This window comes from Ramlibacter sp., assembly GCF_028292805.1.
GTDB lineage: Bacteria > Pseudomonadota > Gammaproteobacteria > Burkholderiales > Burkholderiaceae_C > Ramlibacter.
This window is the reverse complement of sequence record NZ_JAQGLS010000224.1, coordinates 1-24,701: the sequence shown is the minus strand read 5'-3', so window position 1 is coordinate 24,701 and position 24,701 is coordinate 1. Positions and strand designations below refer to the sequence as shown.

Annotated in this window: 27 protein-coding genes; 15 read left to right on the top strand and 12 right to left on the bottom strand. The window is 70.2% G+C overall.

Annotated elements, in window-relative coordinates; genetic code table 11:
• The first annotated feature begins 212 nt into the window (after nt 1-212).
• The 5 genes from JWP65_RS14260 (at nt 213) to bamE (ending at nt 2,392) form a co-directional block, all read left to right on the top strand.
• Complete coding sequence (locus JWP65_RS14260) at nt 213-593, top strand: hypothetical protein (RefSeq protein ID WP_299764832.1); 381 nt, start codon at nt 213-215, stop codon at nt 591-593.
• Entirely contained in the window at nt 586-1,101 is a 516-nt protein-coding gene (locus JWP65_RS14255; protein WP_299764830.1) for a GFA family protein, read from the top strand. The genes JWP65_RS14260 and JWP65_RS14255 overlap by 8 nt, the downstream gene beginning before the upstream one ends.
• Nucleotides 1,102-1,199: 98 nt before the next feature.
• Nucleotides 1,200-1,502: a hypothetical protein gene (locus JWP65_RS14250; protein ID WP_299764828.1), complete on the top strand. Its 303-nt coding sequence runs from the start codon at nt 1,200-1,202 to the stop codon at nt 1,500-1,502.
• 73 nt (nt 1,503-1,575) lie between these two features.
• The gene (locus tag JWP65_RS14245) at nt 1,576-1,803 is read left to right on the top strand and encodes a hypothetical protein (RefSeq protein ID WP_299764826.1); all 228 of its coding nucleotides are present in this window, start codon (nt 1,576-1,578) and stop codon (nt 1,801-1,803) included.
• Between the two features lie 91 nt (nt 1,804-1,894).
• The gene (gene bamE, locus JWP65_RS14240) at nt 1,895-2,392 is read left to right on the top strand and encodes an outer membrane protein assembly factor BamE (RefSeq protein ID WP_299764824.1); all 498 of its coding nucleotides are present in this window, start codon (nt 1,895-1,897) and stop codon (nt 2,390-2,392) included.
• 14 nt (nt 2,393-2,406) lie between these two features.
• Here the strand turns inward: bamE and JWP65_RS14235 are convergent, their stop codons facing one another.
• The 6 genes from JWP65_RS14235 to JWP65_RS14210 all read right to left on the bottom strand — a co-directional run bounded on the left by JWP65_RS14235 (nt 2,407) and on the right by JWP65_RS14210 (nt 10,972).
• On the bottom strand, nt 2,407-5,064 hold the full coding sequence (locus JWP65_RS14235) for a bifunctional acetate--CoA ligase family protein/GNAT family N-acetyltransferase (protein ID WP_299764822.1): 2,658 nt from the start codon (nt 5,062-5,064) through the stop codon (nt 2,407-2,409).
• Between the two features lie 4 nt (nt 5,065-5,068).
• Complete coding sequence (locus JWP65_RS14230) at nt 5,069-5,944, bottom strand: universal stress protein (protein ID WP_299764820.1); 876 nt, start codon at nt 5,942-5,944, stop codon at nt 5,069-5,071.
• 29 nt (nt 5,945-5,973) lie between these two features.
• Nucleotides 5,974-6,723: an SDR family NAD(P)-dependent oxidoreductase gene (locus tag JWP65_RS14225; protein WP_299764818.1), complete on the bottom strand. Its 750-nt coding sequence runs from the start codon at nt 6,721-6,723 to the stop codon at nt 5,974-5,976.
• Between the two features lie 131 nt (nt 6,724-6,854).
• Complete coding sequence (locus tag JWP65_RS14220; protein WP_299764816.1) at nt 6,855-7,904, bottom strand: carotenoid 1,2-hydratase; 1,050 nt, start codon at nt 7,902-7,904, stop codon at nt 6,855-6,857.
• Nucleotides 7,904-10,420, bottom strand: a complete 2,517-nt coding sequence (locus JWP65_RS14215) for an ABC transporter permease (protein WP_299764815.1) — start codon at nt 10,418-10,420, stop codon at nt 7,904-7,906. Before JWP65_RS14215 ends, JWP65_RS14220 begins: the two co-directional genes overlap by 1 nt.
• Before the next feature lie 66 nt (nt 10,421-10,486).
• Nucleotides 10,487-10,972, bottom strand: a complete 486-nt coding sequence (locus JWP65_RS14210) for a hemerythrin domain-containing protein (protein ID WP_299764813.1) — start codon at nt 10,970-10,972, stop codon at nt 10,487-10,489.
• 214 nt (nt 10,973-11,186) lie between these two features.
• On the opposite strand from JWP65_RS14210, the gene JWP65_RS14205 reads away from it, so the two are divergent.
• From JWP65_RS14205 to JWP65_RS14195, 3 genes are read left to right on the top strand one after another with little or no spacing between them, the layout of a single operon-like run.
• The gene (locus JWP65_RS14205; RefSeq protein ID WP_299764811.1) at nt 11,187-11,456 is read left to right on the top strand and encodes a hypothetical protein; all 270 of its coding nucleotides are present in this window, start codon (nt 11,187-11,189) and stop codon (nt 11,454-11,456) included.
• 56 nt (nt 11,457-11,512) lie between these two features.
• Nucleotides 11,513-11,908: a response regulator gene (locus JWP65_RS14200; RefSeq protein ID WP_299764809.1), complete on the top strand. Its 396-nt coding sequence runs from the start codon at nt 11,513-11,515 to the stop codon at nt 11,906-11,908.
• Nucleotides 11,905-12,483, top strand: a complete 579-nt coding sequence (locus JWP65_RS14195) for a thioredoxin fold domain-containing protein (protein WP_299764807.1) — start codon at nt 11,905-11,907, stop codon at nt 12,481-12,483. Before JWP65_RS14200 ends, JWP65_RS14195 begins: the two co-directional genes overlap by 4 nt.
• Before the next feature lie 81 nt (nt 12,484-12,564).
• Here JWP65_RS14195 and JWP65_RS14190 read toward each other — a convergent pair whose 3' ends face one another.
• Both JWP65_RS14190 and miaA read right to left on the bottom strand, forming a co-directional pair.
• The gene (locus JWP65_RS14190) at nt 12,565-13,212 is read right to left on the bottom strand and encodes an ABC transporter ATP-binding protein (protein WP_299764805.1); all 648 of its coding nucleotides are present in this window, start codon (nt 13,210-13,212) and stop codon (nt 12,565-12,567) included.
• Complete coding sequence (miaA, locus tag JWP65_RS14185) at nt 13,212-14,147, bottom strand: tRNA (adenosine(37)-N6)-dimethylallyltransferase MiaA (RefSeq protein WP_299764803.1); 936 nt, start codon at nt 14,145-14,147, stop codon at nt 13,212-13,214. The genes JWP65_RS14190 and miaA overlap by 1 nt, the downstream gene beginning before the upstream one ends.
• 154 nt (nt 14,148-14,301) lie before the next feature.
• Between miaA and JWP65_RS14180 the strand changes: the two genes are divergently transcribed.
• From JWP65_RS14180 to aroD, 3 genes are all read left to right on the top strand, one after another.
• Complete coding sequence (locus JWP65_RS14180; protein WP_299764861.1) at nt 14,302-14,676, top strand: response regulator; 375 nt, start codon at nt 14,302-14,304, stop codon at nt 14,674-14,676.
• Between the two features lie 96 nt (nt 14,677-14,772).
• Nucleotides 14,773-14,979: a hypothetical protein gene (locus JWP65_RS14175; RefSeq protein WP_299764801.1), complete on the top strand. Its 207-nt coding sequence runs from the start codon at nt 14,773-14,775 to the stop codon at nt 14,977-14,979.
• Nucleotides 14,980-15,047: 68 nt separating this feature from the next.
• Entirely contained in the window at nt 15,048-15,833 is a 786-nt protein-coding gene (aroD, locus tag JWP65_RS14170; RefSeq protein ID WP_299764799.1) for a type I 3-dehydroquinate dehydratase, read from the top strand.
• Between the two features lies 1 nt (nt 15,834).
• Here aroD and JWP65_RS14165 read toward each other — a convergent pair whose 3' ends face one another.
• Nucleotides 15,835-16,680: an alpha/beta fold hydrolase gene (locus JWP65_RS14165; RefSeq protein WP_299764797.1), complete on the bottom strand. Its 846-nt coding sequence runs from the start codon at nt 16,678-16,680 to the stop codon at nt 15,835-15,837.
• A gap of 143 nt (nt 16,681-16,823) precedes the next feature.
• On the opposite strand from JWP65_RS14165, the gene JWP65_RS14160 reads away from it, so the two are divergent.
• Complete coding sequence (locus JWP65_RS14160; RefSeq protein ID WP_299764795.1) at nt 16,824-18,875, top strand: carboxypeptidase-like regulatory domain-containing protein; 2,052 nt, start codon at nt 16,824-16,826, stop codon at nt 18,873-18,875.
• A gap of 125 nt (nt 18,876-19,000) precedes the next feature.
• On the opposite strand, the gene mutL is transcribed toward JWP65_RS14160, so the two are convergent.
• Nucleotides 19,001-20,782 carry a DNA mismatch repair endonuclease MutL gene (gene mutL, locus JWP65_RS14155; RefSeq protein ID WP_299764793.1) on the bottom strand — a complete coding sequence of 594 codons (1,782 nt, stop codon included), beginning with the start codon at nt 20,780-20,782 and terminating at the stop codon, nt 19,001-19,003.
• Between the two features lie 45 nt (nt 20,783-20,827).
• Here mutL and JWP65_RS14150 point away from each other — a divergent pair, with 45 nt between their 5' ends.
• The 3 genes from JWP65_RS14150 to JWP65_RS14140 all read left to right on the top strand — a co-directional run bounded on the left by JWP65_RS14150 (nt 20,828) and on the right by JWP65_RS14140 (nt 23,386).
• On the top strand, nt 20,828-21,502 hold the full coding sequence (locus JWP65_RS14150) for a DedA family protein (protein WP_299764791.1): 675 nt from the start codon (nt 20,828-20,830) through the stop codon (nt 21,500-21,502).
• Nucleotides 21,489-22,814 carry an aromatic ring-hydroxylating dioxygenase subunit alpha gene (locus tag JWP65_RS14145; protein ID WP_299764789.1) on the top strand — a complete coding sequence of 442 codons (1,326 nt, stop codon included), beginning with the start codon at nt 21,489-21,491 and terminating at the stop codon, nt 22,812-22,814. The genes JWP65_RS14150 and JWP65_RS14145 overlap by 14 nt, the downstream gene beginning before the upstream one ends.
• 107 nt (nt 22,815-22,921) lie before the next feature.
• Complete coding sequence (locus JWP65_RS14140) at nt 22,922-23,386, top strand: aromatic-ring-hydroxylating dioxygenase subunit beta (RefSeq protein ID WP_299764787.1); 465 nt, start codon at nt 22,922-22,924, stop codon at nt 23,384-23,386.
• 124 nt (nt 23,387-23,510) lie between these two features.
• Here JWP65_RS14140 and JWP65_RS14135 read toward each other — a convergent pair whose 3' ends face one another.
• Together JWP65_RS14135 and JWP65_RS14130 are read right to left on the bottom strand one after the other, a co-directional pair.
• Entirely contained in the window at nt 23,511-23,717 is a 207-nt protein-coding gene (locus JWP65_RS14135) for a glycine zipper 2TM domain-containing protein (RefSeq protein WP_299764785.1), read from the bottom strand.
• 295 nt (nt 23,718-24,012) lie between these two features.
• The coding region (locus tag JWP65_RS14130; RefSeq protein WP_299764783.1) for an N-acetylmuramoyl-L-alanine amidase at nt 24,013-24,701 on the bottom strand (689 nt) is incomplete at its 5' end.

The following is a 24,701-nucleotide window of genomic DNA, read 5'->3' as shown; positions in this document are numbered from 1 at the left end:
CCGCGGCGTGCGTCCGTCGCAAGCGACGCCCGCCGCCGTGGACAAGTCTCTGACCGCCTCGAACACAAAAATTCAGACAGCCCCCATGAGATCTAACATGGCAATCGACGCAGACGTCCTTGCGGCGGGCATTCGCCCCCCTACAGTCCGCCGGTCGCTTCTACGTTAGAGCGTAAGCAAAACTGACTCTGCTCATCATCGGCACGATACCCATGAAACAGAAGCTTCACTACATCGTCAGTCGAGGCAAGCGCGCCGGGACTGTTCTGGTCCCGCACCGCTACGAGAATGGTCACTTTCAAGCCCACAAGACCAACTCGAGGAATGACCCTGAGGGGAAACGCGTGAGAACAGAGGCTGAACTCCTGGATCTCGTCCGCTTAGGCTACCACGTGCGCATGAGCAATCCTGCCGCTGGTCATGCGCCATCCACGGTGAAGCCTGAGATCGTGCATGCCTGGAGCGCACTGCCGTCCGGACTTGACGCCCTGAACGAGGGACGGTACTTTCTTGCCGAAGGCGGGTCTGATGGACGCGTGGACGCGTCGTGTCAGCAGTTTCGCCTGCCAGGGGTAGAGTGCGCCGATGTCTGACAAGTCAATCGAAACGGACGCCCTGTCGGCCGACTTCACTCACGAGGGAGGCTGCCTCTGCAATGCAGTCAGGTACCGGGTGCGGGGTTCTGCTCTATGTGCGCTGGTGTGCCACTGTCGCTTCTGCCAGAGGATGACCGGCTCCACTTCGTATGCGAATGCGGTGTTTCCCATCGACGCTGTCGAGCTCAGTGGGAAATTCAACATCTACGCGCACACCTCCGAGACCAGTGCTAAAGCGGTTTATCTTCATTCTTGCCCGACGTGTGCCACCACCGTCGCGCTGAAGTTCGAGCGCTGGCCGCAGTACCTCGCCCTGTCGCGTGGGACATTCGATGATCCGAACTGGGTCGCGATCGACGCCCACATCTGGACGCAGTCAGCCCAGGCCGGCGTGGTCTTGCCGGCCAGTACGGATTGCTACAGGCACGCCCGGACGAAGCTTGACGGATCGCCCCAGGCCGCCGAGCAATTCGCCGTGCCTGTTGCCGTGCGGCGCGATGCCTGACAGCTCGCTCGACGCACCCCGCGAGGGGACGATCGTGAGCAAGGTATTCGTCGACATCGGACTCGGCCTCGATGGCTCCATGCCACCGGAAGGAAACCATGGGCAAGCCCGAGTACGAACTGGGCGTAGAGTGGGACGCGCTGATGGCGTGGATTCTCGGCCAGCAGTGTTTCCGCGAGAACCTCAAGCTCGCACCAGGGGGAGAGACCGGCCCCGTCAATGACCTGCTTCGCAGCACCCCGAAGCGGACCGGCGCCGACATCATGGGCAAGCGAATGTTCGACCGAGCGAGATCGCCCGGCCAGAGGAGGCACCGTTTCACACGCCGGCCTGCGTGCTTGCCCACGAGAGACGGGAACCCTGGGCGCGCCCGGCGGGACGATCTTTCGCTGCATCAGTGATCATCAACGGCATGCGTCGCGGCCGTCCGGCGCGAGCACGTCCACCGCCTGTTCGCGCGGCTACCATTTCCGCATGCAACGCTACGCCAACCTCAGCGGCCGCGCCGGCGTGGTGGCCTATGCGATCGGGCCGGACTCGATCGAGATCCGGTTCCGGCACGGCGGCACCTACCGCTACACCCATGCGAAGCCGGGCAGGGTCCAGGTCGAGGCGATGAAGCGGCTCGCCCGTGCCGGCCGGGGCCTGACCACCTACATCAGCCAGAGCGTGCGCGACGCCTACGAGTCCAGGCGCGAGTAAAGAGCGGGGCGCTCCCTGGTCGCCGCCTGGCTTTGCGGTTGTGGCCATGCACAATCGTTGCCTGTCCGTGACCGCAAGGAGTTCGATGCCAATGACGAGAATGATGACCGCCGTGGCGCTGGTCGCAGCCGTGCTCGCGCTCGCCGGCTGCGACCAGCAGCGCATCGAGCAGCTGGAAGAGGGCGTGGCCACCGAAGCCAGCGTTCGCCAGCAGTTCGGCCAGCCGCATGCCACGTACAGCGAGCCCGATGGCAGCACGACCTTCGAGTACAGCCGCCAGCCCGAGGGCCAGCTGGCCTACATGATCACCATTGGCCCGGACGGCAAGATGAGCGCGCTGCGCCAGGTGCTCACGCGCAGCGAGTTCGCCAAGGTCGTGCCCGGCATGGACACCGCGCAGGTGCGGCGCGTCCTGGGCCGCCCCGCGAGCACCGCGAGGTACGACCTCAAGCCGGACGAGGAGCGTTGGGACTGGCGCTGGCTCGATGGCCAGGCGGCCAAGGTCTTTTCCGTCACCTTCGATCGCGACGGCAAGGTGGTGTCCACCGCCACCACGGAGGACCCGCGGGAGGTGCTCAAGCCGGCATAGCCGCCGCCGCCGGCTCAAGGCCGCAGCGGCAGCCGCAAGGACATGGTGCCGTCGGCGGCCGACGCCACCTTGAACCCCAGCTGCCGCGCCAGCGTCGCCATGGCGCCGTTCTCTTGCAGGCAGCTGCCGATGATCTCGCGGGTGCCGCGCGTGCGCAGGTATCCGACCAGCGTGTCCATGAGCTGGCGGCCCAGCCCGCGGCCCTGCCACCGCGGCGCGAGCTGGATGGCGAACTCGGCCTGCAGATTGTCCGGGTCGCACACGGCGCGTACCTCGCCCACCATCTCCTCGCCCTGCAGCGCGACGAACGTCATTTCGCGGTCGTAATCGATCTGGCAGTAGCGCGCCAGCTCGGAGCGCGGCACCTCGCGGCGCGACAGGAAAAACCGCAGCCGCAGGTCGCGCGCCGGGGCGGCGGCATAGAAGTCGGTCAGCCGGCCCCCGTCTTCGGGGCGGATCGGCCGCAGCTGCAGCACGGTGCCATCGACGGTCAGCGCCCGCTCCAGCGCAGCCGGGTACGGCCGCAGCGCCAGGTGGCTGTCGCCGGCCGGAACGACGGCGCGCAGCCGCACGCGCGCGTCCAGCGCCAGCACGCCTTGCGCGTCCGCCAGCAAGGGATTGATGTCCAGTTCGGCCACGGCTGGCAGGTCGCATGCCAGCCGCGAGACGCGCAGGATGGTGTCCAGCAAGGCCGCTTCGTCGACGCCCGGCTGCCCCCGGTGCGGCGCCAGCAAGGCGCCGATGCGGGTGCGGGACACCAGGCCGCGCGCCAGCGCCAGGTTCAAGGGCGGCAGGTCCAGCGCGCGGTCCTTGCTGATCTCCACGGCCGTGCCACCGGCGCCGAACAGCACCGCCGGGCCGAACACAGGATCGGTGGCGATGCCGACGATCAGCTCGTGCGGCCGCTTGCGCGTGGCCATGGCCTGCACCGTGAAGCCCGTGACCTGCGCATGGGGCGTGCGCACCGCCACCGTCTGCAGCATGCGATCGGCGGCCAGCCGCACTTCGTCGGCCGAGGCCAGCTGCAGCGCGACGCCGCCGACTTCCGTCTTGTGCTGGATCTGCGGCGACACGATCTTCAGTGCCACCGGATAGCCGATCGCCGTGGCGGCCGCGACGGCCTCCTCCAGCACGCGCACCCGCCGCGTCGGCACCGTGGGAATGCCATAGGCCGCCAGCAACGCCAGCGACTCGACGTCGTCCAGCCATTCGCGCCCCTGCGCCTGCGCGCCGGCGACCAGGCGCGCGGCGGCGCCAGCATCCGCCTGGATGCTGGCGGGCTGCGCCTCGGGCAGTTCCCGCAGGGCGTCCTGGTGCGCGTGGTACTGCGACAGCTGCAGCCACGCGGCCACCGCCTGTTCCGGCGTGCCGTAGCAGGACAGGCCCGCTGCCTTGAAGGCCTGGCGCGCGCCTTCCACCACGCCTCCGCCGAGCCAGGAGCTCAGCACGGGCTTGGTCGCGTCGCGCGCCAGCGGCAGGCAGGCCTGGGCGATCTCCAGCGCCGGCACGATGGCCGTGGGCGCATGCATGAACAGCACGCCGTCCACCTCGGGCGCGGCCAGCAGGATGCGCAAGGCGCCGGTATAGCGCTCGACCGGGGCGTCGCCCACCAGGTCGACCGGATTGCCGTGCGACCAGTTGGCTGGCAGCAACGCGTCCAGCGCCGCCAGCGTCTGCGGCGCCAGCTGCGCCAGCACGCCGCCGCCCAGGCAGATCGCATCGGCGGCCAGCACGCCGGCGCCGCCGCCGTTGGTGACCACCGCCAGCCGCTCGCCGCGCCAGGCGCGCGGGTGGGCCAGGGTTTCGGCCGCGTCGTACAAGGCTTCCAGCGTGTCGACCCGGACCATGCCGGCGCGTCGCACGGCGGCGTCGAACACCACGTCGGAGCCGGCCAGCGCGCCGGTGTGAGAAGCCGCGGCTCGCGCGCCTTCGGCCGCCCTCCCGGCCTTGACCAGGATCACCGGCTTGTTGCGGGCCGCGGCACGGGCGGCCGACATGAACTTGCGCGCATGCTTGACCGACTCCATGTACATCAGGATGGCGCGGGTGTCGCCGTCGCTGGCCAGGTAGTCGAGCATGTCGCCGAAGTCGACGTCGGCGCTGTCGCCCAGCGAGATGAAATGCGAAAAACCGATGCCGCGCGTGCTGGCCCAGTCCAGCATCGCGGTGGCCAGCGCGCCCGACTGCGTGACGAAAGCCAGCTGGCCGGGCAGCCCGCTGCCGGGCGCGAAGCTCGCGTTCAGGCCCAGGCCTGGCACCAGCGCGCCGATGCAGTTCGGCCCCAGGATCCGCAGCAGCCACGGCCTGGCCGCCTCCAGCATTGCCTGCTCCAGCGTGCCGCCGTTGCCGGCCGGCACCTTGAGTCCGGCGGTGATGACGATGGCCGCGCGCGTGCCCTTGCGCCCGAGGTCGGCCACCAGGCCCGGCACCGTGGCCGCGGGCGTGCAGATCACGGCGAGTTCGGGCGCGCCCGGCAGCGCGGCCACGTTGGCGAACGCCTCGACGCCGGAGCCGCGGCCGCCGCGCGGGTGGACGGCCCACAGGCTGCCGGCGAACCCCGCTTCGAGCATGTTGCGAACGACGATGCCGCCGATGTTGCCGGGCCGCCCGGAGGCGCCCAGCACGGCGACGGATCGGGGCGCCAGCAAGGCGTCCAGGTTGCGGATGCTCATCGCGCTACACCGACATCAGGACATCGACACCGGACTGGGCGAGGACCCGGCGCGAGAGGCTGCCCTGGGCGATGTCCCTGGCCCGGCTGCCGCTGCCCTTGCCGACCACCACCAGCTGGCAGCCGAGCTCCTCTTCCTGGTCGAGCGTGTGGGCCAGGGGATGCCCATGCAGCAGCAGGGATGCGATGCCCGGGCCGGTCGCCGCGAGCAGCGCGCTCATGCGCCCGACAGCTTCCTGTTCGGCAGCCTGCAGGTAGGCGCGCAGCTGGCGCGCTTCCATGCCGAGCTGGCGCAGCTTGTCTTCAAAGGGCGCTTCGTAGGCATGCAGGGCGTAGATGCGGGCCGCGGGCGCCAGTGCGCGGGCCCGCTGGACGGCAGCCACCGATGCGTCCGAGAAATCGACCGGCACCAGGACCTTCTTCCAGGTCACCTCCGCCGGCGTGCGCACCACCAGCATCGGACGCGTTGCGGCGGCCAGCAGGCGTTCGGCGGTCGAGCCGAGCAGCAGGTGGCGCGCAACGCTGGCGCCACGCGCCCCGAGCACGACGAGGTCGGCCGTCGTCTGCTCGCCGGCGCGCGTGATTGCCTCGATCAGATCGCCTTCGTGGCAGTGCAGCTGGGGTTTGACGCCGTGGTCGCGCGCCAGCGTATCGGCTAGTGCCGCCAGCCCGAAGCGGGCAGCGCCCTCCAGCCGGCTGCGCAGGTCCGCGGGCGCGTGCGCGAGAAGTTGGCGCAGCTGGTCGAGCGCCGCCACCTGCTGCACATGGACCAGATGCAGCGCGGCACCGGTCACGCGGGCGATTCGCGCCGCGCGCAGGACGGCTTGCCGCGCGTGGTCCGACAGGTCGGTGGCCACGAGGATGCTGGTGAACGTTGGCATGCGGATCTGAAGCTCCATTCTGTTGGCGGTCAGCGGGCCAGGTAGCCGCCGTCCACCGGGTAGTAGCTGCCGGTGACGAAGGAGGCGGCCGGCGAGCTGAGCCAGAGCACCAGCTGCGCCACTTCCTCGGCGCGCCCGAGCCGGCCGATCGGATGCTGCGCCACCAGGGCCTGCAGGGCCACCGGGTCGTTTTCCAGCTGGCTGATCATGGGCGTGGAAATGAAGGCCGGGCCCACCGCATTGATGCGCACGCCTTGCGCGCTGTACTCCAGCGCGGCCGCCTTGGTCAGGCCCAGCACGCCGTGCTTGGCCGCGCTGTACGCCGGCGCGCCGGCCATGGCCACCGCGCCGAGCACGGAGGCCATGTTGATGATCACGCCACCGCCGCGCCCGAGCATCTGCGGGATTTCGTACTTCATGCAGTAGAAGACACCCGACAGGTTGACGGCGATCACCTTGTCCCAGGCCTCCAGGGCGTAGTCGGCGGTAAGGCCCAGGTCGCCCCCGATGCCCGCGTTGTTGCAGGCGATGTCGAGCCCGCCGTAGTGCGCCACGGTCTGCTCCACCAGCCGGCGGCAATCGTCCGGTCTGGAGACATCGGCGACGACGAAATGGGCGTCGCCACCTTGCGCGGCGATCATGGCTCGCGTTTCCTGGCCCGGGCCAGCGTTCACGTCGCAGACGACGACCTTGGCGCCGGCGCCGGCGTAGGCGAGCGCGATGGCCCGACCCAGGCCCGAGGATGCGCCCGTCACCAGGGCGATTTTGGATTCCAGCAAGGTTTGCTCCAGATCTGCGGACGAAAATGCATTAGAGCAGCGCAGCAACGGCTGACCTGGCTGCGCAGCTGCGTTCGCGCCCGCGAATCGCCATCGGTTTGACGCAGATCAGGCGGCGCCCGAATTCACGCCTACAGCCGCAACCGCTGCGCATACCCGGTCATTTCCAGGTAGCCGCGCCCGACCTTGCGCCCGTTGCTGTCGATCAGGTCCGACAGCCCTTCCCAGTAGATCGCGCCGGTCGAGGCCCGGCTGTCCAGCTCCTGGCTGTCGACGACCGCGCGCACCGTGTAGAAGCCGGCTGGCGTGCGCACGATCCACTCCACCGGGTAGCTGGCGTTCGATGCGGGGCTGGTCCAGCGGCGCTGCGGCTTGAACTCGGTTTGGCCCTTGCTGGCGATGAACGGCTCGCCGCCGGCGCTGCGAAACGAGCCGCCGTCCCACAGCGATGTGCCGTCTTTGCGCCGCAGCTGGAACGCGGTGAGCGCGCTGCCGTCGTCCAGGTTCATGCCGATCCAGTCCCAGCCCACCGCGTCGGGATGCATCAGCGCCTCGCTCCACTCATGATCGAGCCAGGCTTTGCCGGTCACCGCGAAATTCTCGCCGCGCAAGCCGATGCGGCCGGTGACGGCCAGCTGCGGCAGGCTGTAGTAGTAGCTGGCCTGCTGCGGCTGCGGGCCTTTGCGCGACAGCCCGGCGCGGCCTTGCAGCAGCACCGGTTGCACCTGCTCGCAGCGCAGCTGCAGCCTGAACTCGCCGGCCGGAACGCGCGCCAGCCACGCGTTGCCCTCGCGTACCAGCGACCAGTCGCGCAGGCGCAGGTTGGCATCGCTGGTGGACGCCTCGGCGATGCCGAAGCCTTGCCGCGCGATGCGCTGGTCGTGCCACAGCTTGCCACCGGCCACGTCGGTCACCGCGGCGTGGGCGAACAGCAACTGCCTGGCGGCGAATTGCGATTGCAGGCCTTGCGTGGCGGCCACGCGCGAGCGAAAGAACGTCACCTGGAAACCGAAACTGCGCCCGCCGGTCTCGGCCTGGCCGGTGATGTACCACCACTCGGTGCGCAGGTCGGGATGCGCGCCGTGGTCGGCGGGAAAGACGATGGGCCGCTGTGGCAGCGCCGGCGCTGGGGCGGCGGCCGCCAGCCAGGGCAGGGCGGCCAGGAACGGGCGGCGCCGCATCACCAGTCTTCCTTCACTGCCATCACCGCATCGCGCCCGGCAGCGGCGCGCCCGGCCAGCCAGGCGGTGAGCGTGCCGGCGACCACCACCGCGGCGCACAGCAGCAGCAGGCGCAGCCACGGCACCAGCAGGTCCATGGTCCAGTGAAAGCTTTGCGGATTGACCACGTGCACCAGCACCACGGCCACCGCCAGCCCGAGCGCGAGACCGGCCAGCGCGCCGATCACGGTCCAGGCCGCGCCTTCGCCGGCTACCACCGCCAGGATCTGCCGGCGCGTAAGCCCCAGGTGGGCCAGCAGGCCGAACTCCTTGCGCCGCGCCAGCACTTGCGCGCTGAAGCTGGCCGCCACGCCGAACAGGCCGATGGCGATGGCCACCGCCTGCAGCCAGTAGGTCACGGCGAAGCTGCGGTCGAAGATGCGCAGCGACAGCCCGCGCACCTGGGCGGCCGAGGCCATCTCCAGCAGGCTGGCGTCGCCGCCGTCCTGGCGCACCAGCGCCCGCACGCCGGCCTGCACGGCCTCCGCCGAGGCACCCGGCGCCAGCCACAGCTGCAGTTCGTTGGCGCGCAGATCACCGGTCAGCCGCTGGTAGTCGCGCTGGTCGATGATGACGGCGCCGCTTTGCCGCACGTAGTCGCGCCACACGCCGGCCACGAAGAACGGGCCGGCGCCCAGCGCCGGCTGCAGCGCGTCAAGCGGCTGGCCGCGGCGCGCGCCGTACAGGTCCACCATCGCCTCGCTGACGTACACGCCGACCTGGCCGGGCGGCACCGGCAGCACCTCGCCCACCAGCGGCAGCGTGCGGGCGGCGTCGCCGACCGGGCGGGCCAGCAGGGGAACGGCGGGACGCGTGGGGTCGAGTTGCAGGGCGCGCACGCGCTGGGTGGTGGCGCGCTGCACGCCGGTCAGGGCGGCCGCGCCGCGCACCAGCGCCGGCGTGAGGAAGGCTGTCTCGCCGCTGGCCGTGCTGCTGGAAGTGCGCAGGTACAGGTCCGCCGGCAGCAGCACGTCGAGCCAGTCGGTGACCGACTGGCGAAAGCTCGCCACCATCACCGTCAGCGCCACCGCCAGGCTCAGCGCCGCCACCACGCCGCTGACGGCGACCGCTGCGCTTTCGCGCACGCGGCGCGCGCGCTCCACCGCCAGCAGCGGCAGCAATCGGTGCGCCGCCAGCGGCGCCAGCCGGTCGTACAGCAGGGCGACGGCGCCCGGCAGCACGCCGATGCCGCCGACCAGCAGCAACCCGACGGACAGGTAAGCGGCCAGCGGCATGCCGGCCACCGGCGGCAGCAATGCCAGCACGCCGGCGGCGAGCAGTGCGGCCCAGCCGAAGCGGTGAGGGCGCCCGGGCGGCAGGGCAGCGCCCAGGCCCTTGAGTGTTTGCGCCAGCGGCAGCCGCGCCGCATTGCGCGCCGGCAGCCAGCCGCCGGCCAGCGCCGCCACCACGCCGAGCACGCCGTAGACCAGCGCCGCCGGCGTGCTCCATTGCAGGCGCGGCTGCACGCCGGGGAAGTAGCCACCCCCCAGGTCGCCGCCCAGTACGGCCAGCGCCGTCGCCGCCAAGGCGGTGCCAACGGCGACGCCGGCGCCGCTGCCCAGCACGCCCAGCACTGCCGATTCCCACAGCACCAGCCGCAGCCGCTGGCGCGCGGTGAGCCCGAGCACGCCGAGCAGCGCGAACTGCTGCGCGCGTCGCGCCACGCTGAGCGCCAGCACCGAGAACACCAGGAAGGCGCCGGTGAACAGCGCCACCAGGGCCAGCACGGTCAGGTTGACGCGGTAGGCCCGCGACAGTTCTCCCACCCGCTGGTTGGCTGCCTCCGGCTGCGCTGGCTGCACTTGCGGCGGCAGCTGCAGCCCGCGCAGCCAGCCTTGCCGGTCGACGCCGGGCTGCAGCCGCACCTCGATGCGCGAGAGCTGGCCGCCGCGGCCGAACAGGTCTTGCGCCGCCGCGATGTCCATCACCAGCAACGGGCCGCCGCCGGCGCTGACGGAGCCGGCCACGCGCAGGTCGCGCAAGGCCAGCCCGACCTGCACGCGCACCGTGTCGCCCGGCAGCACCGCACGGGCGGCTGGATTGAGAAAGGCGGTGGCGGGCGCCAGCATGGCAAGGCGATCGGCGCCGGCGGCCGGCACCGGCAACAGACCCGGCGCCAGCGCCGGCGCCACCAGGGCGTCGATGCCGAGCACGCGCACGGTGCGGCGCGAGCCGTCCGCCGTGGCCGCCAGGGTTTGCAGCTCCAGCACCGGGCTGGCCCACGCGACCCGCGCGTCGGTGGCGATGCGGCCATAGAGCGCTTCGTCCAGGCCGCCCTGGGTGGCGCGCAACTCCACGTCGGCCTGGCCACCGGCCGAGCGCGCGGCGCTGGCGAATTCATCCAGCGCCGAGGCGTTGATCAAGTGGACCGAAAAAGCCAGCGCCACGCCCAGCATGACGGCCAGCACCGCGGCCGCAGTGCGCCACGCGTGGTGGCGCACCTCCTGCCAGGAATAGGTGGCGAGCAGCGCAAGCATGGCGCATTGTCCGCTGCGCAAGCGCACCGCTGCCTGGGTTCCCGGGTCGAGCCCGGGAAGGCAGCGTCAAGCCTCTTCCAGCGTGCCCATCAGTTCTTCCTTGCGCGTGGCCAGCTGCTCGCGCATGGCGATCAGGTCCAGCTTGCGGGCCGAGCGCGCCTTGGGGAAGATTTCGTTGCGCTCTTCCTTGACATGGTGGTCGATGTATTCGCCCAGCACCTTCACCTTGGCGTCGAACATCTCGCCGGGCTGCGCCATGCCGGCTTCGATCTGGGCGATCAGGTCTTTGGCGGACGCGTGTTCCACTTCGGCTTCGGCCAGCAGGTCGGTGTCCTTGTTCACTGCGCGCAGAGCCGGGTAGAAGATCTCTTCCTCGATCTGTGCATGCGCCTTCAGCTCGGTGCAGATCTGGGCCGCCAGGTCGGTCTTCTTCTGCGCCGCGCTCTTGGAACGCGAGCCCGTCAGCTCCTCGTACTCCTTGAACATCCTCTTGACCGCGCGGTGGTCCGCATCCAGCAGGTCGCAAGCATCTTTTTCGCCACGTGTCGCCATCTCGTTCTCCTTGGTAAGGAGGCCCATCATGGTCAGCCGCCGCGCTACGCCGTGTAGGAAAATATCGGCAGCTGCGGTGGCGCGCGGCTGACCTGCATCCGGCGATTGCGGTGCGCGCCGTACGCGCCGTTCTGGCCGCAAGCTGAGCGTTCGCCTGACGGTTGAGCCGTTGCCCGCGGCCTAATCTTTCGATCTCGAAACAGCGAGAGTCCCCATGTCCACAGAGACCCCCACCAGCCCGATCGACGAAGCCTGCAGCAGGACCGACGAGGTGCAACGCGAACTCGAGGTCGCCAGCGCCGAACTGGGCCTGACCCACCGCGCGCTCGATCGCCACCTGCCACCCACGCAGCGCACCGGCGACGTCGCCTGGGCCATCGCGCAGAACGAGGTGCTCGAGCGCAAGGTGCAGCAGGCGGCCGAAGACCTGTCGCAAGTGTGCGAGCTGCTCGAGCAGGTGCGGGCCGAAGTGCGTGCGGATTAGCTCGGCAATGCGCTGCGCCTAGAATCCCGTCGATTGCAGCAAGAGAGGCTGGACGCGTGACCGTTCGTGTATTCCTGGTCGAGGACATGCCGCAAGTGCATGGCCTGCTGACCGACCTGCTGGCAAGCGTGGGCGACCTCGTCATTGCCGGCATCGTCCGCACCGAGGCCGAAGCCCGCCTGTGGCTCGACGACCACCCGGATGGGTGGGACCTGGCCGTGATCGACCTGGTGCTCGAGCAGGGCACCGGCATGCGCCTGATCGCGCATGCCCGCGCCGAAGCCGATCGCAGCGGCGGCCGGGTGGTGGTGTTCAGCGACTACGCCAGCGACGGCATCCGCCAGCACTGCCTGAACCTGGGCGCCGATGCGGTGTTCTCCAAGACCAGCGAGATGCAGGGCTTCCTGGCCTATTGCGCCGAGCTCGATGGTTGCGCGGCGAACGCGCCGTGAAGCGCCGCCTGCTGCTGGCTGCAATCACCGGCCTCGCACTGGCCGGCTGCAAGGAGGCGCCCGCCACCGGGGGCGGCGCATCCGTCGCGGCTGCCGGCGCGCGTGTCTCCATCGAGGCCATCGCCGCCGAGGCGCAAGGCTTCACCCTCGGCGCCGCCGCGCTGGCCCGCACCGCCTACGTTTTTTTCGACCCGCAGTGCCCGCACTGCGCGGCGCTGTGGATGGCGGCGCGGCCGCTGCGAACCCAGGCGCGTTTCGTCTGGATCCCGGTCGGCCTGCTCAACGACAAGAGCACGCTGCAAGGCGCCGCGCTGCTGTCGGCCACCGATCCGGTGGCGGCGATGGACCAGCACGAGGTGTCTCTGCGCGAACAGCGCGGCGGCATCGGCCCGCGCGCCGCCGCCCAGGCGCAGCAAGAGGCGGTCAAGCGCAACACCGCGCTGATGACGCGCTTGGGCTTCGGCAGCGTGCCCACCGTCGTGGCGCGCCATGCCCACAGCGGCGAGATCGTCGTGATCGAAGGTTCGGTGGCCACGCCGGTGCTGGCGCAGCGCCTGGGGCTGCAGGCGCCCTGAGGTCGCGGGCACCCTGCGCCGATTGCTGGTGGGGTGGTGCGAGCAAGGCCGCACATCCCGTGAAATGACGGCAGGCAGCCCTCAGCCGGCGCCGATGCCGTCGCTGCGCAGCTGCAGGAGGCGGTCGGCGCGGCCGGCGGCGGCGCTGGAGTGGGTCACCAGCACCAGCGCCGCGCCGGTTTCGCGCGCCTGCTCGCGCAGCACTTGCATCACGCGGGCCGCGGTGGCCGGATCCAGGTTGCCGGTGGGCTCGTCGGCCAGCAGCAGGCTGGGGCGATGCACCAGCGCGCGCGCGATCGCCACCCGTTGCAGTTGCCCGCCGCTCAACTCCTGCGGCAGCCGCGCCCCGAGCCCGGCCAGACCGACGGCCTCCAGCATCGCGGCCACCCGCGCCGCATCCGGTCGCTGCAGCAGCAACAAGGGCAGGCCGACGTTCTGCGTCACGTCCAGGTGCGGCAGCACGTGGAAGGCCTGGAACACGAATCCCAGCCGGGCGCGCCGCAGCAACGCGCGTTGCGCGTCGGCCAGCGTTCCCAGGTCGGCGCCGGCGATGGCGATGCTGCCGGCGTCCCAGCTGTCCAGCCCCGCCATGCAATTGAGCAGCGTCGACTTGCCGACGCCGGACTCGCCGACGATGGCGACGAATTCGCCGGCCGCCACCGACAGCGACACGTCCCGAAAGACCGTGGTGTCGCCGTAGCGCTTGGCCAGGCCGCGCACTTGCAGCATCACGGCGCCAACCCCACTGCCCGCAGCAGCTGCCGTGCGACGTCGGGGGCATCGCAGGCGATCACCTGCCGCGCCGGCATCGCGCGCAGCCAGGTGAGCTGGCGCTTGGCCAGCTGGCGCGTGGCCGCGACGCCGCGCTCGCGCAGCACGGCCAGCGGCGCGCCGGTGTCCAGCGCCTCCCACGCCTGCCGATAGCCCACGCAGCGCATGCTGGGCAGGTCCGGGTGCAGGTCACCGCGCGCACGCAGCGCCCGCACTTCGTCGAGGAATCCATGGTCCAACATGGCGTCGAAGCGGCGGCCGATGCGCTCGTGCAGCCAGCTGCGGTCGGTGGGTTCGAGCGACAGGAACAGGTCGGCCGGCAACGGGCCGCGCCGCTCGCCGGTATGGAAGCTGGAAAGCGGCCGGCCGGTGGCGCGCACCACTTCCAGCGCGCGCTGGATGCGCTGCGCGTCGTTGGGCGCCAGCCGCGCGGCGGTGACGGCATCCACGACGGCGAGCTGGGCGTGCAACGCCGGCCAGCCTTCGCTGCGCGCCTGGGCCTCGATCGCCGCGCGCAGCTGCGCGTCGGCCGGCGGCATCGCGTCGAGTCCGTCGAACAAGGCCTTGAAGTACAGCATGGTGCCGCCCACCAGCAGCACGCGCCGGCCGCGCGCGCGGATGGCTTGCGCCAGCCGCACCGCGTCGGCGGCGAACTCCGCGGCACTGTAGGTCTGCGCGGGGTTGCGGATGTCGATCAGGTGGTGCGGGACGGCGGCCCGTTCGGCGGCCGTCGGCTTGGCGGTGCCGATGTCCATGCCGCGGTAGACCAGCGCCGAATCGACGCTGACGATCTCGGCATCGAGGGCTTGGGCGAGCAGCAACGCACCGGCGGTCTTGCCCGAGGCGGTCGGCCCGGCCAGGGCCAGCGTGGCAGGCAGGGCGCGCTTGGACATCGACGCGCAGGTTAGCAGATGAGGGACCGGCGCCGTCGCCCGGGGCAGCCTGTAGGACGAACACCGAGTTGTTTCCGGTAACAGGAAAAGGCGCATGCGGCGCGCCAGAATCACGCCGTGACGTCAACACGGAGACACGGAATTGGACTTGCGGGTGTTCCTTGTGGAGGACCTCGAGCGGATGCGCGGGCTGATGACCGACCTGTTCGGATCGCTGGGTGGCTTTCGCGTGGTGGCGACGGCGGGCACCGAAGCGGAGGCCGGCCTCTGGCTGCAGGACAACGCCGGGCAATGGGACCTCGCCGTCGTCGACCTGGTGCTCGAGCAGGGCGCCGGCATGAACGTCATCCGCAATTGCAGGAACGACCCGAGCGGCGGTCGCATCGTGGTGTTCAGCAGCTACGCCAGCCCCGGCGTGCGCCAGCACTGCATCGAACTGGGCGCCGACGCGGTGTTCGAAAAGAGCGATACCGCGGGGTTCATCGCCTGGTGCGATGCATTGGCCAGCCGCGAGAATTCCGGACCTTGACAAACCTGCCGTGAAACCTCCTTGTGGGATAGCGCGTACAGCAAGCTGTGGCTGGTCCTACAACCATGCCGAGCGGCCCGTGCAATATTTCGTTTCATGAGTGGTGACCGATCTGGAGCAAGGCCGGACGATGCAGTGACGGGCTCCTGGGCCTGTGAGGCCCTGCCGCTGTCCGTGCGCAAGGAATTGCTGGAACGCGAGCTGCGCAAGCTCGGCTACCCCAGGGGCGGCGACCGTCGCAGTGCCGATGCAGCCGCCCAGCACCAGCCCCGGGACGTGGAGAGCCCCGAGCGCGGCGACTAGGCACCAGGCCGCGCCCTGGCCCAGGTTCGTACAATCGCGGCCCAGCGCGCCCACGCGCAGGAGCCTCCATGCCATTCCATCCCATTGCCCTGAAGGGCCAGCCGCTGGCCCAGGGCCGGCTTCCCGCCGTCTGCGCGCCGCTCGTGGCGGCCACGCACGACGCCTTGCTGGCGCAGGCGCGCCAAGTGGTGGCGGCCCGGCCGGACCTGCTGGAGTGGCGGGTCGATTTCTTCCAGCAGATCGGCGCCACGCCGGCGGTGCTGGCTGCCGCTGGCGCCTTGCGCCAGGTGGCGCAAGGCATCCCCATCCTGTTCACGCGCCGCTCCAGCCGTGAAGGCGGCCAGGCCATCCCGCTGGACGAGGCGCAGGTGGTGGCGCTGTACCAGGCGGTGTGTGCCGCCGAAGTGGCCGACCTGGTCGACTTCGAGATGGCCAACGCCGAAGCCGACGTCGCCCGCGTGCGGGAGGCGGCGCGCCGCCATGGCGTGGCGCTGGTGCTGTCCTTCCACGACTTCCAGCGCACCCCGCCGGCCGCGGAGCTGGTGGCGCGCTTCGCGCAGGCCGCGGCCCTGGGCGCCGACGTGGCCAAGGTGGCCGTGATGCCGGCGGCCATGGCGGACGTGCATGCCTTGCTCGGGGCCACGCTGCAGGCCAGCGCGCAACTGGAGATCCCGGTGGTCAGCATGGCCATGGGGCCGTTGGGCGCCGTCAGCCGCCTGTGCGGCGGCGCCTTCGGCTCGGCGCTGACCTTCGCCGTCGGGGCGGCGGCGTCCGCGCCGGGGCAGATGCCGATCGCCGACGTGCGGGCCGGACTGGCCGTGCTGGCCCGTGCCGCCGGCGCCGCGGGCACATGACCTAGCGGTTGTCGAGGCTGAAGAAGTCGGCCAGGGCGGCGCGGTACTGCGCCACGCCCACGGCCATGGTGCTGTGGTGCGAGCCGCCCTCGACCAGCATGAAGTGCTTGCGGCCGGTGGCGGCTTCGTACAGCCGGCGGCCCAGGGCGCTCTGGATCAGGCGGTCATTCTCGCCATGCACCACCAGCAGCGGCGAGCCGACCTTGGCCACCTTCTTGACCGAGTCGAAGCGCTGCGTGATCAGCGGGCCCAGCGGCAGCCAGCCGTACTTCATGGAGCTGGCGACGTCCGGGATCGAGGTGAAGGTGCCCTCCACGATGACGCCTTGCTCGTCGTCGACCCGGCTGGCCAGGTCGATGGCGACGGCGCCGCCCAGCGAATGGCCGAAGATGTAGCGCGCGCGCGCGGCGTGTTCCTTGCCCACCCAGTCCCAGGCCGCCTTCGCGTCCTCGTAGGCCATCTCCTCGGACGGCAGGCCGGGGCTGCTCCTGCCGAAGCCGCGGTAGTCGATCGCCAGCACCGAAAAACCCAGGTCCTGCATGCGCCGGATGCGCTGGGCCGAGCCGGTGACGTTCCACTTGGCGCCGTGCAGGTAAAGCAGCACCGGCGCCGCCTCGGGGTTGCGTTCGGCCGCCAGCCACAGGCCGTGCAGCTTCGCCTGGCCATCGGTCACGCGCGAGTGGAACGGGATCCACACGTCCTGCATGTCGCGCGCCAGTTCGGCGCCGGCGCCCCAGCTGCGGTCGCTGGGCTGGAAGATCCATTCGCGCTGCCGTTCGTCCAGCGACGAGCAGCCCATGGTGAGCAGGCCCGCAAAGGCGGCGGCAAGGAGCAGGCGGCGTTTCATGACCGATGACTGAGTCCGGTCCGGTCCGAAAGTTTCATGGAGCCCAGGCAAAGCCGGGCCGGGCACTGTCCCTCATCGGGGCGATGCTGGGCCAGGCGATCTTCGCCAGCATCGGCTTTTTGACGACACGTTTCGGAGAAACCATGATCACTCACTTGAAGAAGCTGGCGCTGGCGCTGGCGAGCGCCAGCGCCGTGCTGATGGCAGGCTGCGGGGGAGGCGGGGGGGGCGCCCCGCAGGTGACGACGGCGACGCTGTCGGGCGTGGCCGCGACCGGGGCGCCGTTCGCCGGCGCGCTGGTGACGGCTTACGACGCCAGCGGCTCCGCGCTGGCCACCACCACCACCTCCATCACGGGTCGTTATACCTTGGACATCAATTCCGACGCCAAGGCACCACTGGTGGTCGAGGCGGTGCGTGGCGACACCACCTTGGTGAGCGCGTTCGCCGAGACCCGCAGCACCCGCCTGAACATCACGTCGCTGACCAACTTGGTGGCGGCCTTGCTGGCCAGCGACGGCAACCCGCTCAGCCTGCGGCTGGACTCCAGGGCGGTGACCACGAGCAACCTGGAGCAGCGGGTCGCCGACGTGGTGCGGATTCTGCAACCCCTGCGCCAGGGCCTGGCGGACACGATCAATCCGCTCACCGGCGAGTTCGATGCCAACGGCTCCGGCCACGACCGGCTGCTCGATGCGGTGCAGGTCGACATCCGGCCGGCCGGCGAGACCTCCAACATCGAGCTGACGGTGCGCGTGGCCAGCGCCGAACCGGTCAAGACTTCCTTTGGCAGCGACGCACAGAGGCCACCGGCGCTGCCGCGGGCCATCGACACGGCCAAGCTGCCGCCGGTCGGTATCGCCAACATGCTGGATGACATGGCCACGCGCCTGACGGCTTGCTTTGCCGTGCCGTTCAAGGACCGCGTGCGCGGTGTCAGCGGCGGGGACAGCGCCGTGGTGGGCGGCGCAGACGACGTCCTCGCCGCGGCCTGCCGCACCCTGTTCCTGGGCGACGACCCGGGCAGCTTCCTGAGCAACGGCTACCGCGTCGGCCGCAATGCCGCCAACCAGGGCGCCTTCGCCGGGCTGTTCCGGGCGGGCGCCACGGGGGCCGGCTTCGACCAGCCGCAACTGCAGTTGCTGCGCGAGAACGGCGACGTCGTGTTCAGCTACCGCCTCACCGACAGCCAGGGCAACATCAGCAACGACACGCTGATCGCCCGCGAGGTCCGCGGCAAGCTCAAGCTGGTGGGCAACCGCTACGCCTACGAGGCCACGGTGCGCCCGTATGCCCAGGACCGCGAATTCCTCAACCAGCCCAAGGCCAACTTCATCTCCACCGGCTACGACGTCTACATCGCCAACCGGCTGGACAGCAAGGGGGTGCCGGTTTTCGCCAAGGTCCAGGTGACGACGCCTGACGGCACGGTGCTGGTCTACCGGCCGACCGCGGGCCGCGCCGCACTGGTGATCGAGCGCTCCGACGGCCGACTGACTGGTACCAGCGTGATCCGGCTGGCGGGCAAGTTCAAGGACGCCGGCACCCAGGCCAGCGAGAACTTGGTGCAGCGGGAAGTGAATTTGTTCTTCGTGCAGCCGCTGTACAGCGAGCGCCAGATCGTCGGGCTGGCCGAGCAAGGGCTGTGGCGGCTGGAGTTCTTCCACGCCGACGCGGGCAAGGCCAATGTGGTGCAGGCCTTGCGCACGCTGGCCCGCGCCGCGACGCTGGACGAACTGGCCGCCACCCCGATCGTGCAGCTGACCGACGCCGCCAAGAGCGAGCTGCGGGCGCAAACCCACGCGCTCGGCGCCGCGTTCTTTGGCCCGGTCAGCGCCAACAACCCCAACGTGGCCGACCTGAGCGCCGCGGGCGACAAGGATTTCTGGACCGTTCCCAAGGGAGCGCAGGCGCCCACCAGCGTCACCGTGTTCGGCACCGGACCGGACCCGGACGGCAGCGGCGCGCAGCGGCCGGTGGCCTACGACGATGCCTGGGGCGTGAGCGCCGCCATGCGCAAGGTGGTCGTCCGGTGCAGCAAGGCCAGCGACGCCGACAACCACTGCGACTCCAGCACCGGCGTCAACCAGTACGCACCGGGCACCAGCGTGCATTCGATCCAGCTGTTCGCCGTGCAGCCGCGCCTCGCCGGCATCGCCAAGTTGGTGGCGCTGTACTACCTGTTGCCGCGCTGAGGAGCGCCTGGGATGGGAGGCGGGCCTGCGCGGGCCCGCTTTTCGCTTTTTCGTCATCCCGCGCAGCGCGGGAAGGCAGGCGTGGAGAAAGCGCAGCGGTCCCGCCCGCGCTGGAGCAAGGCCGCTCAGCGCCCGCGCAAAAACATCGCGTCCAGCTCGCGCACCGTCAGCTGGCGCCAGGTGGGCCGGCCATGGTTGCACTGGTCGGAGCGATCGGTCTCTTCCATCTGCCGCAGCAGCGCGTTCATTTCTTCCAGCGTCAGCTTGCGGTTGGCCCGCACCGCGCCGTGGCAGGCCATGGTGGACAGCAGTTCGTTGCGCGCGCGTTCCACCACGCTGCTGGCATCGTGCTGCGCCAGTTCGGCCAGCACGCTGCGCGCCAGTTCCACCGGATCGCCATGGGCCAGTGCCGCCGGCACCGCCCGCACCGCCAGCGTGCGCGGCGAGAACGGCGTCACCTGCAGGCCCAGCGCCTGCAAGGTGGCTTCCGCGCCTTCGGCGGTGGCGATCTCCGCCGGCGTCGCGGCGAAGGTGGCGGGGATCAGCAGCGGCTGGCTGTGGATGGACCGGGCGTCCATCTGGCTCTTGAGCCGCTCGTAGACGATGCGCTCGTGCGCCGCGTGCATGTCGACCACCACCAGCCCTTGCGCGTTCTCGGCCAGGATGTAGATGCCTTGCAGCTGCGCGATCGCCTTGCCCAGTGGCCAGTCGCCGGCCGGCAAGTCGACTGGCTGCGGCGGCTGCGCCGCGGGGAAGGGCGACCACAGCGCGCCGAGGTCGGACACCACGGTGCCCACGGCCGGCGTGAACGGGATGGCCGGCTGGCGCCAGGACGCGCTCTCCGGCACGGCCACGCCGCCGGTGTCGACGGGCACGCCCGCGGACTGGGCTGCCGCGCCGGCGCGTGGCGCCGACAGCGCCGACTCCACCGCTCGCCGCACCGCCTGGTGCACTTCGCGGCTGTCGCGAAAACGCACCTCGATCTTGGTCGGGTGCACGTTGACGTCGACCCGGCCCGGATCGATCTGCAGCTGCAACGCATAGACCGGCTGCCGATGCCCGTGCAGCAGGTCTTCGTAGGCGCTGCGGGCCGCGTGCGTGATCACCTTGTCGCGCACGTAGCGGCCGTTGACATAGGCGAACTGCCAGTCGGCGCGAGCCCGCGCGGCGTCCGGGATGCCGGCGCGGCCGCTGATGCGCAGCGGGCCGGCCATGGCGTCGATGCGCACGCTGTTGACCAGGAAGTCCTCGCCCAGCACGTCGGCCAGGCGCTGGTCGGGCGTGGCGGCGCGCCACTGCTCGCACAGCTTGCCTTCGTGCCAGATGGTGAAGCCCACGTCGGGGCGCGCCAGTGCATGGCGGCGCACGGCCTCCACGCAGTGGGCCATCTCGGTGCCGTCGCTTTTGAGGAACTTGCGCCGGGCCGGCGTGCTGAAGAACAGCTCCTTGACTTCCACCGTGGTGCCGATGGAGCGGGCGGCCGGTCGCAGCTCGCCGCTGCCGGCGTCCAGCAGGAAGGCGCTGGCCTGGCCGTGGGCGCGCGAGAGCATGCTCATTTCGGAGACCGAGGCGATGGCGGCCAGCGCCTCGCCGCGAAAGCCCATGGTGGCCACCGATTCCAGGTCGGCCAGCGAGCCGATCTTGCTGGTCGCGTGGCGCTTGAGCGCCAGCGGCAGTTCCGCGCGGGCGATGCCGCAGCCGTCGTCCTCGACGCAGACCAGCCGCACGCCGCCGGCCAGCAGCCGCACCGTGACCTGCGTCGCGCCGGAATCGAGGGCGTTGTCGACCAGCTCGCGCACCACCGAGGCCGGGCGTTCCACCACCTCGCCGGCGGCGATCTGGCTCACCAGCTCGTCCGGCAATTCGCGGATGGGGCGGCGCAAGGCGGGGGACAGCACGGCACTCATGTGAAGCCGATTCTAGGGCCCGCCCCGCCCGGGGATAATCCGGCAATGGAACTCGTGACCTTTCTCGTCGACTTCATCCTGCACGTCGACGTCCACCTGCACACCTTCGTGACCCATTACGGCAACTGGGTCTATGCCCTGCTGTTCCTGATCATCTTCGTGGAGACCGGCGTGGTGGTGATGCCGTTCCTGCCGGGCGACTCGCTGCTGTTCGTGGTGGGCGCGCTGTGCGGCGTCGGGCTGATGAACTATCCGCTGGCGATCGGCCTGTTGTGGCTGGCGGCGGTGCTGGGGGACCAGTGCAACTTCACCATCGGGCGCTGGCTCGGGCCGCGGGTATTTCAGTGGGAGCAGTCCCGCTTTTTCAATCGCAAGGCGTTCGACCAGGCGCACTCCTTCTATGAGCGCTACGGCGGCATCACGATCATCCTGGCGCGCTTCTTCCCCTTCATGCGCACCTTCGTGCCCTTCGTGGGGGGCGTGGCCGACATGAACCGAACCCGCTTCACGCTCTACAACGTGGTCGGCGGCGCCATCTGGGTGGTGGGCATCGTCACCGCCGGCTACCTGCTGGGCAACATCCCCTGGGTGAAGACCAACCTGGACAAGATCATCTGGGGCGCGATCCTCGTTCCCGGCATTGTCGTGCTGGTGGGCGCCTGGAGGCAGTCGCGCCGCAAGCCCGCAGCGAGCGATACTTCGCTCCATGAACACGCCTGAAACCCTTCCGCGCTGGAGCGGCACCGGCTCCAGCCGCGTGCCGTTCTGGGTGTACACCGACGCCCAGCTGTACGGCCGCGAGCTGGAAAAGGTCTTCTACGGCCCGCACTGGAGCTACGTCGGGCTGGAAGTCGAAGTGCCGAACGTCGGCGACTACAAGCTCACCGCCGTCGGCGAGCGCCAGGTGATCCTGGTGCGCGACCGGGTGGCGCCCAGGGACCGCGGCACCGACCACGGGATCCGGGTGGTGGAGAACCGCTGTGCCCACCGCGGGGTGCGCTTCTGCCAGCAGCTGCACGGCAATGCGCGCAGCTTTGTCTGCCCCTACCACCAGTGGACGTACAAGCTCAATGGCGAGCTGGCGGGCCTGCCGTTCAAGGACGGCGTGGCGGCCACCGACGCCGACGGCCAGCCTTGCGTCAACGGCGGCATGCCGGCGGACTTCGACATCAGGCAGCATGGCCTGACGAAGCTGCGGGTGGCGGTGCTGCACGGGCTGGTGTTCGCCACCTTCAGCGACGCCAGCGAGCCGCTGGAGCAGTACCTGGGGCCGCAGGTGATGCCGTGGCTGGAGCGGATCTTCGCCGGCCGCAAGCTCAGCCTGCTGGGCTACAACCGCCAGCGCATTCCAGGCAACTGGAAGCTGATGATGGAGAACATCAAGGACCCGTACCACCCGGGCCTGCTGCACACCTGGTTCGTCACTTTCGGGCTGTGGCGCGCCGACCAGAAAAGCCGGATGGTGATGGACGAGCACGGCCGGCACGCGGTGATGGTGTCGAGCCGCAACGACGGCGGCGAGAACAAGGCGGTGACGCAAGGAGTGACCAGCTTCAAGTCCGACATGGTGCTGCACGACGACCGCCTGCTCGACGTGGTGCCCGAGGCGTGGTGGAAGGTGCCGGACCCGGCGCATCCCGGCACGGAGATCACGCCCTCGGTCACCATGATCACGCTGTTTCCCAGCCTGATCATCCAGCAGCAGGTCAACTCGCTGTCGACGCGCCACATCGTGCCGCGCGGCGAAGGCGAGTTCGACTTCGTCTGGACCCACTTCGGCTTTGCCGACGACAGCGAGGAGATGACGCGGCGGCGCCTGCGCCAGTCCAACCTGTTCGGCCCGGCCGGCTTCGTGAGCGCCGACGACGGCGAGGTGATCCAGTTCAGCCAGCAAGGCTTTGCCCAATGGGGCGAGGAAGGTCACACGCTGTGCGAACTCGGCGGCACCGGCACCGGCGGCACCGAGCACATGGTGACCGAGACCTTGATCCGCAGCATGTACGCCTACTGGCGCAAGGTGATGGGGCAATGAGCGCCGCCCGACCGCCCGAAGGCGCCGAGGCTCCTCCGCTTGCGGAGGGGGGAGGCGCAGGCCGCGCAGGGGACAAGCCTGGGCCAGGTCGCCCATTTCACGAAGACTTGCTGCTGCAACTGGAAGTCGACCGCTTCAATGCCGCTTACGCGGCGGTGCTGGACGAACGCCGTTTCGACGAATGGCCGGGGCTGTTCCTGCAAGACGGCCGCTACACGGTGCAGGCGCGCGAGAACTTCGACCGCAAGCTGCCGCTGGCGCTGATCGACCTGGAGAGCCAGGGAATGATGAAGGACCGGGTCTACGGCATCACGCAGACCATCTACCACGGCCCGTACTACACGCGCCACGTGGTGGGCGTCGCGCAGGTGCAGGGGGCGGAGCAGGGCCGCATCCGCGCCCAGGCCAACTACGCCGTGTTCCGCACGCGGCCGGGCGATGCCAGCGAGGTCTACAACGTGGGCCGCTACATCGACCTGTTCGAACGAACGCCGGCTGGCCTGAAGCTGGCGAGCCGGCATTGCGTGTACGACAGCGAGATGGTCCTCAACTCCCTGATTTACCCCATCTGACGATCACTCAAAGTCGCTGGAGCGATTTTGGGTGGCTGATCAATGTGATGACGACCGGCAAAGCCGGCCTTCGTCACAAATGAATCGGGCGGCGCGACGCGCCGCCCGATTCTCCCGGTGCCTTTTAGCGCTTGCCGGCTTGGTTGCCGAGGTAGCCGCCGAGGGCCGCTCCACCAATGGTGGCAGCGGTGCCGCCGACGGCGGAGCCGACCACGCCACCCACCACGGCACCGCCCACGGTGCCGACGGCCTGGCGATCCATGGTGGCGCAGCCACCCAGGCCCATCAGGGCAACAGCCGTCACCGCGGCGGCAAAAAATTTCGTGTTCATGGTGTGACCTTCCAAGTCGAGTGTCTCGAAAGCCGCTGGAGGCGCGGCCAACCTGTGAAGACGACTCTATGGAGTTGGCCTTTGCCGGACTGTAGGAACCGGTGGACGGGGCGTGTCGTCTGGGCGCGTGAACCGGTGCAGGGCATTGGCGCGGCTGAGGTACTTCATGTCGTTCCCCGAAGGCGCGACCCCGGAGCGCCGGCGAGGTGCGCAGCAACCCCGGGCTCGCCTCGATGCGCGACTCGCACTTCGCCTGGGAAAAGCACTGGACCCGCGCCTGCGTCGGAATGACGAACTACACCTGCCGATTCCGCGCCAGCGGCGGATTGCGCGCGAAGTAGCCCTGGATGCCGCGCATCAGCGCCGCTGCCAGCTGCGCCTGGTACTCCGCGCTGCGCAGCCGGCTTTCTTCCTCGGGGTTGCTGATGAAGGCCGTCTCCACCAACACGCTCGGGATGTCCGGCGCCTTGAGCACCGCGAAGCCGGCCTGTTCCACCCGCGGCTTGTGCAGCCGGCCGACGTTGCCGATCTCGCCCAGCAGCGCGCCACCGAGCTTGAGGCTGTCGTTGATCTGCGCGGTGGTGCTCATGTCCAGCAGGGCGCGCGCCACGTGCGCGTCCTGCGTACGGATGTTCATGCCGCCCACCAGGTCGGCGCGGTTCTCCTTGTCGGCCAGCCAGCGCGCCGCGCTGCTGGAGGCGCCGCCCTGGCTCAGGGCGAAGACGCTGGCGCCGCGCGCGGTCGGCGTGATGAAGGCATCGGCGTGGATGCTCACGAACAGGTCGGCCTGCACCCGCCGCGCCTTCTGCACGCGCACGTGCAGCGGCACGAAGAAGTCGGCATCGCGCGTGAGGTACGCGCGCATCGGGTTGCCGTTGATGGTGGTGGCGTTGATGCGGTCGCGCAGCAGGTGGGCGATCTGCAGCACGACGTCTTTCTCGCGGGTGCCGCCCGGGCCGATGGCGCCGGGGTCTTCGCCGCCGT

Excerpts from the sequence above, each read along its gene's own strand:
- JWP65_RS14260 (WP_299764832.1), top strand. The coding sequence starts at position 213 with ATGAAACAGAAGCTTCACTACATCGTCAGTCGAGGCAAGCGCGCCGGG.
- JWP65_RS14255 (WP_299764830.1), top strand. The coding sequence starts at position 586 with ATGTCTGACAAGTCAATCGAAACGGACGCCCTGTCGGCCGACTTCACT.
- JWP65_RS14250 (WP_299764828.1), top strand. The coding sequence starts at position 1,200 with ATGGGCAAGCCCGAGTACGAACTGGGCGTAGAGTGGGACGCGCTGATG.
- JWP65_RS14245 (WP_299764826.1), top strand. The coding sequence starts at position 1,576 with ATGCAACGCTACGCCAACCTCAGCGGCCGCGCCGGCGTGGTGGCCTAT.
- bamE (WP_299764824.1), top strand. The coding sequence starts at position 1,895 with ATGACGAGAATGATGACCGCCGTGGCGCTGGTCGCAGCCGTGCTCGCG.
- JWP65_RS14235 (WP_299764822.1), bottom strand. The coding sequence starts at position 5,064 with ATGAGCATCCGCAACCTGGACGCCTTGCTGGCGCCCCGATCCGTCGCC.
- JWP65_RS14230 (WP_299764820.1), bottom strand. The coding sequence starts at position 5,944 with ATGCCAACGTTCACCAGCATCCTCGTGGCCACCGACCTGTCGGACCAC.
- JWP65_RS14220 (WP_299764816.1), bottom strand. The coding sequence starts at position 7,904 with ATGCGGCGCCGCCCGTTCCTGGCCGCCCTGCCCTGGCTGGCGGCCGCC.
- JWP65_RS14215 (WP_299764815.1), bottom strand. The coding sequence starts at position 10,420 with ATGCTTGCGCTGCTCGCCACCTATTCCTGGCAGGAGGTGCGCCACCAC.
- JWP65_RS14210 (WP_299764813.1), bottom strand. The coding sequence starts at position 10,972 with ATGGCGACACGTGGCGAAAAAGATGCTTGCGACCTGCTGGATGCGGAC.
- JWP65_RS14205 (WP_299764811.1), top strand. The coding sequence starts at position 11,187 with ATGTCCACAGAGACCCCCACCAGCCCGATCGACGAAGCCTGCAGCAGG.
- JWP65_RS14190 (WP_299764805.1), bottom strand. The coding sequence starts at position 13,212 with ATGCTGCAAGTGCGCGGCCTGGCCAAGCGCTACGGCGACACCACGGTC.
- miaA (WP_299764803.1), bottom strand. The coding sequence starts at position 14,147 with ATGTCCAAGCGCGCCCTGCCTGCCACGCTGGCCCTGGCCGGGCCGACC.
- JWP65_RS14175 (WP_299764801.1), top strand. The coding sequence starts at position 14,773 with ATGAGTGGTGACCGATCTGGAGCAAGGCCGGACGATGCAGTGACGGGC.
- aroD (WP_299764799.1), top strand. The coding sequence starts at position 15,048 with ATGCCATTCCATCCCATTGCCCTGAAGGGCCAGCCGCTGGCCCAGGGC.
- JWP65_RS14165 (WP_299764797.1), bottom strand. The coding sequence starts at position 16,680 with ATGAAACGCCGCCTGCTCCTTGCCGCCGCCTTTGCGGGCCTGCTCACC.
- JWP65_RS14160 (WP_299764795.1), top strand. The coding sequence starts at position 16,824 with ATGATCACTCACTTGAAGAAGCTGGCGCTGGCGCTGGCGAGCGCCAGC.
- mutL (WP_299764793.1), bottom strand. The coding sequence starts at position 20,782 with ATGAGTGCCGTGCTGTCCCCCGCCTTGCGCCGCCCCATCCGCGAATTG.
- JWP65_RS14150 (WP_299764791.1), top strand. The coding sequence starts at position 20,828 with ATGGAACTCGTGACCTTTCTCGTCGACTTCATCCTGCACGTCGACGTC.
- JWP65_RS14145 (WP_299764789.1), top strand. The coding sequence starts at position 21,489 with ATGAACACGCCTGAAACCCTTCCGCGCTGGAGCGGCACCGGCTCCAGC.
- JWP65_RS14135 (WP_299764785.1), bottom strand. The coding sequence starts at position 23,717 with ATGAACACGAAATTTTTTGCCGCCGCGGTGACGGCTGTTGCCCTGATG.